Source organism: Haloferula sp., assembly GCF_049672945.1.
Lineage (GTDB): Bacteria > Verrucomicrobiota > Verrucomicrobiia > Verrucomicrobiales > Akkermansiaceae > Haloferula.
In genome coordinates this window covers 1-14,563 of sequence record NZ_JBATWY010000212.1, presented here as the reverse complement: position 1 = coordinate 14,563, position 14,563 = coordinate 1, and the positions used below count along the sequence as shown (strand labels likewise).

13 protein-coding genes are annotated in these 14,563 nt (G+C 60.0%); 4 read left to right on the top strand and 9 right to left on the bottom strand.

Going from position 1 to position 14,563, the window contains the following annotated elements; translation table 11 throughout:
• Window positions 1–38 precede the first annotated feature (38 nt).
• The 5 genes from WBG04_RS18460 to WBG04_RS18440 form a co-directional block, all read right to left on the bottom strand.
• Entirely contained in the window at window positions 39–752 is a 714-nt protein-coding gene (locus tag WBG04_RS18460; RefSeq protein WP_424316189.1) for a sulfite exporter TauE/SafE family protein, read from the bottom strand.
• 80 nt (window positions 753–832) lie between these two features.
• Window positions 833–964 (bottom strand): hypothetical protein, encoded by a 132-nt coding sequence (locus tag WBG04_RS18455; RefSeq protein ID WP_424316188.1) that lies wholly within the window; start codon window positions 962–964, stop codon window positions 833–835.
• Between the two features lie 13 nt (window positions 965–977).
• Window positions 978–2,387 (bottom strand): cytochrome c oxidase accessory protein CcoG, encoded by a 1,410-nt coding sequence (gene ccoG, locus WBG04_RS18450; protein ID WP_424316187.1) that lies wholly within the window; start codon window positions 2,385–2,387, stop codon window positions 978–980.
• Between the two features lie 405 nt (window positions 2,388–2,792).
• Window positions 2,793–4,457, bottom strand: coding sequence for an alpha-glucan family phosphorylase (gene glgP, locus WBG04_RS18445; protein ID WP_424316186.1), 1,665 nt, complete (start codon window positions 4,455–4,457; stop codon window positions 2,793–2,795).
• Between the two features lie 225 nt (window positions 4,458–4,682).
• Entirely contained in the window at window positions 4,683–5,633 is a 951-nt protein-coding gene (locus WBG04_RS18440; protein WP_424316185.1) for a hypothetical protein, read from the bottom strand.
• A 66-nt stretch (window positions 5,634–5,699) separates the two neighbouring features.
• Between WBG04_RS18440 and WBG04_RS18435 the strand changes: the two genes are divergently transcribed.
• Window positions 5,700–6,785, top strand: coding sequence for a PIN/TRAM domain-containing protein (locus tag WBG04_RS18435; RefSeq protein ID WP_424316184.1), 1,086 nt, complete (start codon window positions 5,700–5,702; stop codon window positions 6,783–6,785).
• 6 nt (window positions 6,786–6,791) lie between these two features.
• On the opposite strand, the gene WBG04_RS18430 is transcribed toward WBG04_RS18435, so the two are convergent.
• The 4 genes from WBG04_RS18430 to WBG04_RS18415 form a co-directional block, all read right to left on the bottom strand.
• Window positions 6,792–8,333, bottom strand: a complete 1,542-nt coding sequence (locus tag WBG04_RS18430; RefSeq protein WP_424316183.1) for an NAD(P)H-hydrate dehydratase — start codon at window positions 8,331–8,333, stop codon at window positions 6,792–6,794.
• Between the two features lie 6 nt (window positions 8,334–8,339).
• Complete coding sequence (locus WBG04_RS18425) at window positions 8,340–8,936, bottom strand: N-acetylmuramoyl-L-alanine amidase family protein (protein WP_424316182.1); 597 nt, start codon at window positions 8,934–8,936, stop codon at window positions 8,340–8,342.
• A 102-nt stretch (window positions 8,937–9,038) separates the two neighbouring features.
• A complete protein-coding gene (locus WBG04_RS18420) occupies window positions 9,039–9,914 on the bottom strand; it encodes a hypothetical protein (RefSeq protein WP_424316181.1) in 876 nt (291 codons plus the stop codon).
• A 151-nt stretch (window positions 9,915–10,065) separates the two neighbouring features.
• The gene (locus WBG04_RS18415) at window positions 10,066–10,311 is read right to left on the bottom strand and encodes a hypothetical protein (protein WP_424316180.1); all 246 of its coding nucleotides are present in this window, start codon (window positions 10,309–10,311) and stop codon (window positions 10,066–10,068) included.
• A gap of 295 nt (window positions 10,312–10,606) precedes the next feature.
• On the opposite strand from WBG04_RS18415, the gene WBG04_RS18410 reads away from it, so the two are divergent.
• From WBG04_RS18410 to WBG04_RS18400, 3 genes are all read left to right on the top strand, one after another.
• The gene (locus WBG04_RS18410; protein ID WP_424316179.1) at window positions 10,607–11,833 is read left to right on the top strand and encodes a TolC family protein; all 1,227 of its coding nucleotides are present in this window, start codon (window positions 10,607–10,609) and stop codon (window positions 11,831–11,833) included.
• A gap of 16 nt (window positions 11,834–11,849) precedes the next feature.
• Window positions 11,850–13,022: an efflux RND transporter periplasmic adaptor subunit gene (locus tag WBG04_RS18405; RefSeq protein WP_424316178.1), complete on the top strand. Its 1,173-nt coding sequence runs from the start codon at window positions 11,850–11,852 to the stop codon at window positions 13,020–13,022.
• 15 nt (window positions 13,023–13,037) lie between these two features.
• On the top strand, window positions 13,038–14,563 hold a 1,526-nt coding region (locus WBG04_RS18400), incomplete at its 3' end, for an efflux RND transporter permease subunit (protein WP_424316177.1).

Here is a 14,563-nt window from a genome sequence, read left to right as displayed (position 1 = left end):
CAGGCACGATGGGGTGCTTAGGGCCCCTGCCCTAAGGTTCAAGGGCAGCAGCTGGGGAGTTGCTGGGATTCGCCGGTAGGAGTGACTTCTGATTTGGAGAAATCGGGGAGGGTGTCGTGGAGGCGCCAGGCGAGGATGAGGGCGGTGACGAGGGCGAGGCCGCGTTGGATTTGGGCGAGGCGGATGGGGGTGAGTTTCATTCGCATGCGATGGAACTGATGCTGGGCGAGCCACAGCAGGGGGACAGTGCCGAGTCCGAAGGCGAGGGCGGATTCGGCACCGCGGGCGGCGGAGCCGGAGGCCATCAGGGCGATGAAGACGGCGTAGAGCGGGCCGCAGGGGAGGAAGGGGGTGAGCAGGCCCATGGTGGTGGCACCGCCGACGGCGGAAAATTTGCCGGCCTTGAGGCGGGCGCGGGCCGTCAGGCGATTGAGGATTTTGGGGCGGGGAATTTTCTTATCGAGGCCGCTGGCGAGCAGCAGCAGGGCGGCGACGAGGGCCCAGGGAAGGAGCACGGCGGGGGAGTCGAAGAACCAGCTCAGTGGTTCCTTGCCCAGCGCGCCGCAGATCGCACCGATGATGGTATAGGAGAGGAGTCGGCTGGCATGGTAGAGCGAGGAGGCGGTGAGGCGCTCCGCTTCGGTCTTGGCGATCGCGCCGACACCACAGGCGATGGGACCACACATGCCAGCACAGTGAATACTGGTGGCAAGGCCGACGGCGAGCGCGCCGAAGGTGGTGATGGTGGTCATTTGAAAAGCGGAAAGCGGAAAGCGGAAAGCGGAAAGCGGAAAGCGGAAAAACTGAAAGCTGAAAACAGCGGGTCGGCTATTTACTTCGCGGGGGCTTTGATTTCGATGCGCTCGGGGGTGTGTTTGAGGGCGATGGTGATCATGGCCGACCAGGCGGCGATGAGCAGCAGGAAGGCGAGAACGATGAGGAGCCAGGGACGTTTGACGAGCATGGGATCTGGGGCGTTAGGGCTGGTGAGTGTCTGCATTGGGACCAAGGAAGGTAACGGTTTGTGTGATGGCGACTTCGCCGGGATTGGCGATGACTTGGAAGGTGAGGGAAGTCCGGCCTTTATAGGCGGCGGCGGGAGCGATGGCGACGAACTGACGGCTGATTTCTTCGCCGGCGGTCACTTCGATGGTCTGCTCGCTGCCGCTGAGGATGAAGCCTTCGGGTGGGTCGACGAGGGATACGCTGAAGGAGGCGGGTTGGTTTCGCTTATTGTAGAAACGGAGCTGATAGAAGTTCCGGACACCGGCGTCGTCTGCCTGGAAAGGCATGCCAGCCATGGCGACTTTGGCGAATTGGGCGGTGTAGGGCTTGGCCTTGCGGGTGGCGGCAAGGGTGAAGGCTCCCATGCCAAGCAGGCCGAGAATGGTGTAGGCGATGACGCGTGGGCGAAGGAAGCGCCGTTTCTGATGCGCGAGGCCCTTGAGTGAATCGTAGCGGATCAGGCCGGTGGGCCGATCGATCTTGCGCATGATGTCGTCGCAGGCGTCGATGCAGGCGGTACAGCCGATGCATTCCAATTGCAGGCCGTTGCGGATATCGATGCCGGTGGGGCAGACGGTGACACAGCGGCGGCAGTCGATGCAGTCGCCTTCGGTCGAGCCTTTTTTGCCACGGGGTTCACCACGAACATCATCGTAGCCGACATTGACGGTATCGTCATCGCTGAGTGCGCCCTGCAGGCGTCCGTAGGGGCACATGATGACGCAGAACTGCTCGCGGAAGTAGCCGAAGCAGAACCACAGTACGGCTGTTAGAAAGGCGACGATGCCGAAGGAGGTGGCGTGGGCGAGGGGGCCTTCGCCCATGTAGCCGTAGAGTCTTTCGATCGAGACGAAGTAGGAGATGAAGACGTGGGCGATGAGCGCGGCGCAGAGCGCGTAGAGGCTGTGCTTGATGACTCTTTTGACGACCTTGGTTTTGGTCCACGGGGCGGCGGCGAGCTTCTTGCGGGCGGGGGCATCGCCTTCAACGAAACGTTCGATCCGGCGGAAGATGTGGTCGAGGAAGACGGTGTAGGGACAGGCCCATCCGCACCAGACGCGCCCGAGCAGGGAGGTGACGAAGAAGAGGGTGAAGCCGAGGCCGGTGATCCCGAAGAAGAGGACCCACAGGTCTTGGGGGACCAAGGTCAGCCCGAAGACATGGAAGCGTCGGTTTTCGACATCGAAGAAGAGGGCGGGGGCGCCGTTGATGGGGATCCACGGCAGGGCGACGTAGACCGCGATCAGCGCGAAGCCGAAGATGCGGCGAAGGGTGGTCCACTTGCCTTTGACGTCGGCAGGATGGAGGAAATAGCGGGAGCCGTCCTGATTGATCGTGGTGACCGAATCGAGGTTGGGCTGCTTTGGGGCGGGCGCGGACATCTGGACGCCCGGAATGTGTGCTCGGATGGGAGAATCCGCTCCGCATGGGGTGTGGAGGATCGGGCGTATTATGCGGCGAAATATGCGGAGTCTGTCGTTACTTTGCGATCTTGCGGAGCTTGGTGAGTGAGGGATGGTGGATGGGAGATGGGAGATGGGAGATGGGAGATGGGAGATGGGAGATGGGAGATGGGAGATGGAGAAGAGGGGGTGGGCGAGAGGCTCGGCGATGGGCGTTCGTTTGGGGTCGAAGAAGAGGGAGGGGAGGTTTTGCTCCTTTGGGGGCAATGAAAAACCCAGGGTCGCGGGGCGACTCTGGGTTTTCTGGAGTTCTTGGGACGCTCCTTTTTCGGGGCGTCGGGCTCTACTGGTGTGGCGGAAGGAGTTACAAACTCCTTTTCCGTATTACTGGTAGATGCTGGTGTAGTATTCGGCGGCCATGCGGTCGGAGTCGAAGAATGGGACGACTTCGTTCATCGAGTTCATGACGATTTTCCACCATTCGTCTGGGCGTTCATAGAACATGGGCAGCACGGTTTCCTGGAGAATCCTGTGGATGCCGAGCAGGTCGTGGCGGTCGCGATCTTCGGGGCTGAGCGATGGGTCGGCAGGTGGGACGATGAAGGAGTTGTGACCATCTTTGGCGAATTCGCAAACCCAGCCGTCGAAGGTCGAAAGATTGACGGCGGCATTCATGGCGGCGGTCATGCCGGAGGTGCCGGAGGCTTCGCGGGTGACGACAGGGTTGTTCAGCCAGATGTCGGCGCCGTATTTGAGCAGACGGGAGACTTCGAGTTCGTAGCCGACGACGACCGAGGCATTCGGGTAGTCCTTGGTGAGTCGGATCAGGTGGTTGAAGGTATCGATCGCGCCGTAATCGAAGGGGAAGGGTTTGCCGGCCCAGAGGATTTGGACGGGGCGGTCGGATTGGCTGAGAAGCTCGCGGAAGAGTTTCTCATCGCGAGTGATCAGTTCGGCGCGCTTGTAGCCGGCGAAGCGGCGGGCCCAGACGATGGTCAGGGCTTTGGGATCCATCAGCTTGCCGGTCTGGTCGGCGACCAGACGGAAGAGTTGCTGGCGAAGCTCCCGCTTCCGATCCGCGAGGAATTCGGGGTCGTTGTTGAGGCGGGCGCGTTCCAGACCCCGGTCTTTCCAGTACTTGGCGTTTTGGGAATTGGTGACGTGGCCGATTGGACAGATGCCTTCGTAGTGGCCCCACATCTTGCGCGCGACTTCGCCATGGAGCTTCGACACGCCATTGGCGGTGCGGCTCATGCGCAGGGCGGCGAGCGAGTGGTTGAAAACGTCACCGTCGATGCCGGTCGCCTTGCGCACGGTGGCTTCGTCGAGTTTGCCGAAGAAGCTGGCCTTTTTCAGGAGATCGAACTCGTGCTTTTCGTTGCCGGCTTCCTCGGGGGTATGGGTGGTGAAGACGAAGCGCTTGCGGACTTCCTCGACATCGCCCTTGTGTTTTTCGAGGACGCGGAAGGCGGCGGACAGGGCGTGGGCTTCGTTGAGGTGCCAGACCTCCGGGTCGACGTTGAGTTCTTCCAGAAGGCGTGCACCGCCGGCACCGAGCACGGTGTATTGGGCAATGCGGCGGTAGGGATCGTTGTCGTAGAGACGCTGAGTGATCTGGCGATCATCGTGATCGTTTTCGGGCAGGTCGGTGGTGAGGAAGAACATCGGAACCGTGCCGAAGACTTCGGACGGGAGGAACTTGGCACCGACCCAGACCTGTTTTCCGTAGACTGGAATCTGAAAGCGGATGCCGGTGTCCTGCAGGAAGGCGTATTCCTTGCGGCGGAATTGAACGGCCATCTCGCGGCCTTCACCGCGGGTCTGGTTGTAGTAGCCGCAGGTCCAGTACATGCCGATTCCGCAGAGGTTCTGCTTGATGGCTGCGGCGGAGCGCATGTGGGAGCCGGCGAGGAAACCAAGACCACCGGAGTAGATCTTGAAGGATTGATCGATGGCGAATTCGCAGCAGAAGTAGACGGCGCTTTTGGCGTACTTCGGATCGATCTCGTAGGGGTGCGCGAAAGGAGCGGGAAGAAATGACTCGGGCATGACGATGGGATGTGAAGGGGAAACTCCGGCCTCTAATGTCCTCCAAGGACAAGTGGTTGGGGCCGATGGTCAGAAGGCGTGATGATTTTTGAGGAATGTGCAGCTCAGGTCGTTCCAAGCAGTGGATAAATCGGTGGGCCAATTCGGGCGGATTGTCGAGTCCGACGAATACCTGTCCGAATGGGATGTCGCTTTCTTTCGAGAAAGCCGCAGAAAACGAGCCAATTACCAGTTTTCGAAGCGATTTTGGGAAGGTAATGGCTGAACATCCGCCCAATCCGGCGATTTCGCAGGTTTCGGCGTGGAGACCCAAACAAGCGAAGGTCTGCGGGCGAGGATCCAGGCAAGCACCGCCGCGGCTGCCAGCAGGCCACTGATTCGGCCGGTCAGGAAGGCGGCCTCGACATTGGGAGAAACCGGGGTCGGAAGCACGATCGGGATGGCGGCAAGCGGGAGGGGGGTGAGAATTTGGCCGTCTGGCGGCGCGAAGCGGCCGGGTGGAGTCGCGGTGGCTTGGTAAGCCTCGAATTGCCGAGTGAGGTCGGCGTCATCGATCCGAGCCACCGTGGTTTCGCTGATCAGGATGCCCGGGCTGTCATTTCCGGTGCGTTTCAGCGATTCCAAGATGCTCTGGCGGAGTTGGTGGAGCTTGGTGGACGTTTCGATTTCCTTGGGGAAGTAGTAGTCGTCGAGTCCTTCAACGGCCGACCATTGGCGTTCGCGGTCAAAGCCGGGAAAGCTTTTCGACAGGTAGTCCGCGATCTGCCGGGCATCACTGGCTGAATCGAAACGTGCCTCAATGACGGTGCCTGCCGGAGTCGATGTGATCGTCACTCCCTGCTGCAGTTGGAGCACTGATTCCTTGAAGCTCAGGTCCCAGACTCGGTGCAGCATCAAATCGGAAACAGCTCTCGCGGCGTGGGGGCCCGGCAGAGCGGTTGATCCCCCCGGCTCCCGCTCTTCAGTGAGCACCGCACGGGATTCGTAGATCTTCGGCTGGAGGTAGCAGTAAATGGTGGCTGCGAGGGTCCCCACGCCGTAACCCGCCAGCAGGATCATGATGATCCGGAAAATCGATTTTGGTGGGGATGCCATGAGCTTGGAAAAGAGATTGGCGATGAAGCTAGCGGTTTCCCGCAGTCCGGACAAATCGGAAACCTGTTCTGGCTCGGGCATGTCTGGAGTGGACAGGTGTTTTGCTTGCACATCAGACGGCTGCCGGGGGAGTCTTGTCAGCGGAAGATGAACGCACCGGCCTCCGTCAATATCGCCCGCTTGCTTTACCTCCTCATTTGTGAGGCGGCGGGAGCGGCCCTGGCGTTCAGCACCAAAGGCAATGATGCGCTGGAGATTCCGATCTGGGCTGGCTTGCTCGGTGGTTTGGTGGTGGCGGCCTTTTTCATCTTCGTCGAGAAATTGATGGAAGGTTTCACCCTGCGTGGCTTCTCGACCGCGACATTCGGCCTGCTGGTGGGCTTGTTCTGTGCGTTTTTGGTGACCCGGGTCGGGTTGACGGAGGTGCTGACTTCGGCCTTGAACCGGCAGTTCGAGATGGATAGCGGGCAGGTTCTGTCTGGTCCGGACATCGCGCTGACGATCTCTCTCGGGATCAGCTCGCTGCTGTATGCCAGCTTTGGATTCCTCGGGGCGGTTTTGGCTTTGCGAAGCAGTCACGACGACTTTGCGTTCATTCTCCCGTATGTGCGTTTCCGTCAGGACAGCAGTACGGGTCAGCCCGTTGTGCTGGATGACGACGCGATCATGGATGGCCGTGTGTCGGGTGTGGTTCGCTCCGGTTTCCTGACTGGTCGCTTGATCGTGCCACGCTTCGTGCTCGATGAGATTGAAGTACTGGCGAATTCCCCGTCGGCTGCAAACCGTCAACGGGCCGAACGAGGACTGAGTGCGCTGGAAAAAATGCGTGAGGACAAAGAGCTCAAGGTTTCAATCGAAGAGGCGCGTGGCGTGTCCACCGATGAGACTCTGAACGGGCGACTTCTTCAGACGACCCAGCTGCTCGGAGCGAGGCTGATGACCACCGATGAGAACCTCAGCAAGGTCGCGAAGCTGCGCGGTGTGGATGTGCTGAATCTCAATGAGCTTTCCGAAGCGCTGCGTCCTTCGGTGGTGGTGGGCGAGAAGTTCAGGCTCGCTTTGGTGAGGACAGGAAAGGACGAGCATCAGGCGGTTGGTTATCTCGCCGATGGCACGATGATCGTGGTGAATCACGCGGTGGACAAGATTGGATCAACCCAGGATGTGCTGGTGATCAGCACCTTGCAGACGACGAGTGGGCTGATGGTCTTCGCCGAGTTGGCGGAGAGTTGAACGAGTCTAACGGCGTCTTTGACGCCAGTCGTCGAAGGCACCGCCGAGCTGCGCGATGGTATCGCTGGCCGTCATGGATTCGGGGCTTTGGTGGCCGTGGGTGAGGGCACGTTCGGCGGCTCGACCGCAGAGCCAGGCTCCCAGTGAGGCGGCGTCGATGGGGCGGATCCCCGCTGCAAGCAGGGCTCCGCATACCCCGGCGAGGACATCGCCCTGGCCACCGCTGGCCATTCCCGAGTGGCCGGTGGGATTGAAGCGAATCGACTCACCGGGAGCAGCGATCAGCGTATGGGAACCTTTTAGGAGCAGGGTGCAGGGGTGGCGTTCGACAAAACGGGCGGCGGCTTCGGGACGCGGGAGATCGGCGAGGTCGGGTGCAAGGCGGGCGAATTCGCCGGGATGCGGTGTGATGAGGTACTGGGGATGTAGTAGATCTTGCCGGCTGGCGCTGGCGATCCAGTTCAGTGCGTCGGCATCGAGCACGGCCGGCGTTTCGTCTGTTGCCAGTCGATCCAAAAGGCGGGACTGAACGGCCGACGAGGAATTGCCAAGACCGGGTCCGATGACCCGGGCGTCTGCTCGAGATGAAAAAGCGCCATCAACGCTTTCGGGATGGGATTTCACCATGATCTCGGGTGGAGTGGAGACCTTGGTGTCCGGATGGAGATAGAGCGTGACGAGGCCGGCTCCGGCGCGCAGGGCAGCGGTGGAGGCAAGGCTTGCCGCACCGCTCATTCCTGGGGATCCGGCGAGGATGGCAACACGCCCGGCGTTTCCTTTGTGAAAGTCATGAGGACGCGGCGGAAGGAGGCCGCCAAAGGTGTCGGGACTGAAGAGCTGAATGCCCGGTCGGTCCGGTAGGGGAAGGTCCTTGAGCGGAATGAGAAAAAGTCGACCCGTCGCGTTTGTGGCGGCGTCGGTGAGGAGGCCTTGTTTTGGAATGCCGACGGTCAGTGTGAGGTCGGCGACGACAGCCCCGGGCTGCGATTCACCGCTATCAGCGTCAAGGCCGGAGGGTAGATCCATGGCAGCGATCAAGGCCCCACGACGTTGGCGAAGCTCGGTCATTTCGGTGGCGAGAGAAGCCAGTGGTTCGCGCAGGGGGCCGCGTGCACCGATGCCTAGTAGGCCGTCGAGCAGCAGCAGCGGATGGGCTGGATGAGTAGGGAGGTCCGAGGGGGTGAGCCCAAGACGCCGCAGGCGTTGGCGAGAAAGGGTGCTCCATTCATGCTCCGGGTAGCAGCTGCGAAGGGAGATCTGCCATCCGGCTTGGCGAAGGATCGCCAGGGCGACCAAGGCGTCGCCCGCATTGTTGCCCTTGCCAAGGTAGGCAATGGCGGTGCCGGGGTGCGGAAAGTGATCGAGCAGGCGGGCAGCGATGCCCTCACCCGCGCGGTCCATGAGTTCACCGGGATCGACGCCGCGTTTGAAGGCCGCATTTTCGATGGCGCGCATCTCTTCGACACCTACACAGCTCATGCCGCGAGCGTAGGGTGCGCGGGAGGGGAAGTCGAGAGAGCCGCAGGCTGCAGTGGCGTTTTCGCGCAAAGGGGCTTAGCTGCGCCGAAAGCGCACAATCCCGTCGGCGATGCCTTCAGCGAGCGACTGGCGCCACCAGGCCGACTTCATCCGCGAGCGTTCGGTGGCATTGCTGACAAAGCCGCACTCGACGAGAATGGCGGGGCAGGTGTTGTGGCGAATCACGTAAAACCGGGCGAATTTGACGCCTCGGTTGACGGTTCGGACCTTCTTCATCATGCCCGACTGGACGTAAGCTGCGAGCGGTTTGCTCTTGGAGTTGGTGTAGAAGGTTTCCAGGCCGGAGACACCCTGCTTCCAAGTGTAGTTGTAGTGGACGCTGATAAAGATCGCGTCGCGGTATTTCTTGGTGATCCGGACGCGCTCCGGAAGGGAGATGAAGTAGTCGCTGCGCCGGGTCATCACCGTGCGGAATCCGCGTTTTTTGAGCTCTTTTTCAAGGCGAGCCGAAGTGTCGAGGGCGAGGTGCTTTTCGTAGACCAAGCCCCATTGCCCCCCCTTGTCGTGGCCACCGTGGCCGGGATCAATCACGACCGTGCGAAAAGCTTGGGCCGAATTGCAGAGAAATAGTCCAATCAGGGCGACAAGCACCGCAGGAAACATCGAATTCATGGGGAAAGCAGGAGAAGCGATTAAGTTTTAAAAACTATTTAGATTTCTTAAGCAATCTGAGGGCGGTGTAAAGGAAAAACCGAGTTTGTGGCCTCCGGTTTTTTAGTCGTAGATGAAATCGGGTCTTTCGGAGGCCTTCCTGTTATTGGCCCGCTGTTCGGCTTCGGCTTTTGGATCGTAAGGAACTCCTCCGCTGGCACGGATCGAGCCGTCCTGAAGCTTGACGAGTGAAGGGTCGCCAAACTCGGAATTTTTATAGAGATCGCGTCCCAAAAACTCCCCATCCGGGTTGATTCTCGCGTGTCCCCAGATCTCAGGCGTGACCAGATAGAGCACGTGCATGGTGAGAGCGCCATCGACGGCGACGGTTGGTTTGCGGAAAAAGAGGGACTCGCCGAGGCCGTGGGTCCGGATCACGTAGCCATTGCGGGCGTTGGCGACCTGAACGTAGAGCTTCAGTTTCTGGCCACCGGTAAACTGGATCAATCGGTATTCTCGGGTTTCACCCTTCTTGCCCGGAACTCCGACGACCTGCGACCAGTAGGGCTTGGCAGTGCTGATGGTAAATAATCGGCGCTGCGATTGAAAACCTCCGGAGTGGCGGCCTGGCGGTCGCACGATGGCGTAGACCGAATAATTGCCCAACTCATTGAGAGAAAAGAGTTTATTGAGATCAACGGCGCGCGCGACCGTCTTTCCTGCGGGGATTTTCACCGTGCCGAAAGCAGGGCTACCAACGGCGGTCAAGGGAACCCCCCGACTTGAGTTTACCATGAAATCGATCCATGGCTCGCGGGCGCTGCCTTGAAAAACGAGGTCCTGTCCGGAGAGATTGGTAATGGAGACGCCGGCTTTGACCGCCTCTCCATGGAGGAAGCTCGACTTCTCCATATTGAGAGTGACGGTGACTTGGGACGAAGCACTTGCTGCCAGAACTAAAAGGATGGTGAGTGGTAGGAGGAATCGATGGCCAATCATTCGGGTGAAGCGTTAACGCAGCACTCATGCGACGTCAATCCAACGGATTTTGGCAGGGACCGGGATTCTACGAAAAGATGGGGCAGGGATCGGCTGTTGCGGTGTTTTTTGATGGTCGGGCTTCATGGTGCGGTGGCTTTCGCCTTGATTGTCAGGATATTTGCTGCTTTTTAGCGCCGTGCTTCGATTTGTGACCAGCCTGCTTGTCTTCGGCGTTTTTGCCGGGATGTGCGGGCGACTGCTGATGGCCCACGGCGGGCTGCCGGACCCATGCGTCGAGATTGAGCACGTCTGTGACGCGGAAGGGGATCATCACGCGCCAGCGCCGGATGATCACGGGAACGACCACGATCCTGACTGCCCTCCGGGTCCGCATCATCATCATCACCACGGTCATTGTTCGACGGGTGGAGCCATGGTTTCGGAAAGCGGAACGCGTTGCAGTATGGCGGGGCTTGTGGCGGGTCGGACGATCCTGAATTTTACGGCGGACAAAGCACCGGAGGCACCGGTGTTTTCTTTGGATAAGCCGCCTTTGATCTGAGCGCCCTTTGATCGCGCTCCGGGGCCTCTGTTAGAGATCTCCTCCCTGCTGTCGGCCTCCTTTGGTCGCGGTTTCGGTTCTTATCTCACGAATCCGATCCTTCCGATGTCGAAGGGCGGTTCTCTTCAAATTTTTTTCAATCATTGCTATGCCGTTTTTTCGTTTTGGTGCCTTCGTGGCATGTCTGTCATTGGCCGCCCCGGTGGCGGCGGAGCCGGGGCTTGTCGTGACGCTTGAGAGCGTGGGCGACCGGGTCCGCGCTCAGAATCCGAATCTGGCCGCGGCGCGTTTGCGGATCCGTGAAGCACAGGGGAGGATGAATCAATCGGGTCGGCTTTCGAATCCGGAACTCGAGACCGGCTTCGAGCACAATACCCGATTCGAGGAGGGGTTGTTCGAGATCGGATTGAATCAGCGTTTTCCCCTAACCGATCGCTTGGCTTTGGAAAAGAAGGTCACCGCGACGGAAGTCAAAGCGGCTGAGGCGGAAGTGAGGGAAGTGGAACGACGGCTCATTGCCGAGGCTCGCGAAGGGGTGGTGATGATCTTGTCGAATCACCAGCGCCGCATTCTTTTGGGGAAGCAGTCCGAGCTGTCGGGTGAATTCGCGAAGTTGCTTTCCGAGATCGCCGCGCGGGGCGAGGGCTCCTTGCTGGATGCCGGGCAGGCGAAGCTGGAAGCGGCCAGCCTCAAGGTGCAGATGAGGCAACTCGATGCGGAGGAAACGGCGCTGTTGGGGAGGATCAAGCCGTTGCTGGGAATGTATCCGGCGGAGGCTCTACTGGTCAGCGGCGCGCTCCCGGAAGTCGTGGTCCCGGTCGCCGGGGTGAGTCATGGCGAGCGTCCTGATTTTAAAGTGGCGAGCCTGGAAGCCGAGGCCGCGGCGCAAGGTGTCGAGCTTGAGTATGCGCGTCGACAGGAAGACGTGGAGGCGGGCCTGTTCGCCGGAGTCGAGCGGCGGGAAGATGCGCCGGAAGGATTCGAGACGGAAGGCATTGTCGGACTTCGCTTCAAGATTCCCCTGCCATTCTGGAACAAGAACGAAGGCAAGATTGAAGAGGCGGTGGCGCGAGCGGAGCGAAAGGACAGAGAAGCCAAGGCGCTGGCCCGGACGATTGATCTCGAGGTCGATGGAGCCCGTCGCGAAATGGCCGAGTGGAAGGCGCTGCTCGCGGAGCTCGGCCGTGAGCTGATCCCGCTTGCCGAAGAACAGGTGGCCGGGGCCGAAGAGGCGATCAAGCAGGGGCAGGGCGACATTCAGACGGTGTTCCGCAATCGCGAGAAGTTGCTGCAGCTCTCCGCCGCGAGGCTTGATGCCTTGCGTGAATTCCATCTCGCCCGGGTCCGCTATGAGGCGGCGAAAGGTTCATTCTAATTTTTCCTAACAGGACATGAAATCAATCAATCAAATTGGAGGCATGATGGCTTCGGCGCTCGTGCTCTTTGCCGCACCGAAACTGGTGGGTGAAGAAGACAACTCGAACACGGTGGTGCTCGATGAGACCGGGGTGAAAAATCTCCGAATCGAAACGGTTGCGGTCGAGGAGCAGGACTTCGAAGAGTCGTTCTTTGCGCTCGGCCATATTGAGGCGGTTCCGGAGAGAATGGCAGGGGTGAGCAGTCGGATCGCCGGACGGATCGTCGAGCTCTCGGCCCATCCCGGTGACCGGGTGGAGGCGGGGGAGGTGGTGGCAAAGGTCGAGAGCCGGATGCCGGGAGATCCGCCGCCGGTGATTCCGCTGAAAGCCCCCATCGGTGGATTGGTGACGCACGCGAATGCCCGACTGGGCGATCCGCTCAATCCGGATGTGGCGTTGTTGGAGATCACGGACCTGAGTGAAGTCTATGCGGTGGCAAAGGTGCCGGAGCATTTCGCGGCCCGCATCCAGCCGGGGACCGAAGCGCACATCAAGGTGGTGGCCTTGCCCGACGAGAAGTTCGACGGCAGGCTGATCCGCTTTGGGACGACGGCCGATGAAGAGAGCGGCACGATTGATGCGATCTTTATATTGCCGAACAAGAGCGGGCGGCTTCGTGAGGAGATGAGAGCGGAATTTTCCGTGGTGCTGGACTCGCGAGCGAATGTTTTGAGCGTGCCCCGCGCGGCGCTTCAGGGGGAGGCGAGCAACCGCTTTGTCTACGTGAAGCACTTCGACCTGCCGAATGCCTTCGTGAAGGTACCGGTGCAGACCGGTAAGAGCAACGACAGCTTCGTGGAGATCGAAGGCGGTTTGTTTCCCGGTGACGAAGTGGTGACGAAGGGTGGTTACTCGCTTTCGTTCGCGGGTGCGAGCAGCATTTCACTCAAGGAAGCGCTCGATGCCGCCCATGGCCACGAGCATGCCGAAGACGGCTCCGAACTGTCGCCTGAAGCTTTGGCGGAGGAGGAAGCGAAGAAGCGGATGGCCGCCGGGCTTCCAGTTGAAGGCACGGCGGAGAGCCCCATGTGGAAGATCACAAGTGGCGTGCTCTTTGTGCTACTACTCCTCTCGTTGCTGCTCCGCAAAGGCTCGGATCATCCTGAAGAAGTCGAGGTTTCAGAATCCAACCCGAAAGCTTCCTGAGTCATGTTGAACAAGATGATCCTATGGTCGCTCGCCAATCGGGCGATCATTATCGGAGTCTCGCTGCTGATCATGGTCATGGGTTTCCGCACGGCGACCCAGCTGCCGGTCGAGGTGCTGCCGGATCTGACCAAGCCAACGGTGACGATTCTCACCGAAGCGCCGGGACTTTCTCCTGAAGAGGTCGAGGCCCAGGTGACGGTGCCGATGGAAAGCGCGATGATGGGCGTGTCGGGTCTGACCCGTTTGCGCTCCAACTCGGACGTCGCGCTTTCATTGATATACGCGGAGTTCGATTGGGACAGCGACATCGATAAGTCGAGGGTGCGGGTGCAGGAGCGATTGCAGTCGGCACGCGAGCAATTGCCGGAAGGTGTCGAGCCCTTCATGACGCCGGTCGCTTCGTTGATGGGGGAAATCCTGCTCGTCGGGGTGCGCTCGACGGTGCCGGAGGGCGAGCCGGGTTACCTTTCGCCGAGCGAGGTCCGGACCCTCGCCGATTGGACGATCAAGCCGCGGCTCCAGGGCATTTCCGGGATTGCGGAAATCCTCAACATGGGTGGTGGGGTGCGGCAGATCGAGATTCAGCCGGATCTTTACCGGATGCGGGCCAATGGCATCAGCCTCGAAGAACTTGAGTCGGCAGCGGAGCAGGCGGCCAGCCGGACGACAGGGGGATTTCTCAATACCGGGCCGACCGAGATCATGGTGCGCAATCTGGCGATGAGCGTGGAACTCGATGACATCGGAAAAACGGTGATCAAGAAGATCAACGACCGTCCGATTTCGATCGCGGATGTCAGCGAGGTGGTGTGGGGCATCGAGCCGATGCGTGGCGATGCCACGATCAGCAAGCACCCGGAAAAGTCACCGACCTACGGCGTGATCATGTCGATCACCAAGGCTCCGGGAGTGGATACGCGGATGCTCACTGAAGAGGTCGGCAGGGCCTTGGGTGAATTGAAGGACGGACTGCCGGAAGGGGTGGAAACCACGATGCTCTTCCAGCAAAAAGACTTCATCGACCATGCCATCGGCAACCTGACCGAAGCGATTCGCGACGGGGCGATCATGGTGACGATCGTCTTGTTTCTGTTCCTGCTGAACTTCCGTACGACCTTCATCACCCTGACCGCGATGCCGATGTCTTTCGCGATCACCTTTCTCGTCTTCACGGGTTTTGATATCAGCGTCAATTCGATGACCCTGGGTGGGCTGGCGGTCGCGATCGGGATGGTGGTGGACGACGCGATTGTTGATGTGGAGAACGTCTTCCGACGATTGAAAGAGAATGCGGCGAGGTCGGTTCCGAGGCCTCGACTGGAAGTGATCGCGAAGGCCTCCGGTGAGGTGAGGAACTCGATTTTCTATGCTACGGTGCTGATCATTCTGGTCTTCCTTCCGCTGCTGGGTTTGACGGGTGTCGAAGGCAAGCTGTTCGCGCCGATTGCGATTGCGACCATTGTTTCGATGATCGCGTCGTTCGTGGTTTCACTGACGGTGATTCCCGTACTTTGCTCCTTCCTGCTACATCCCAGGGG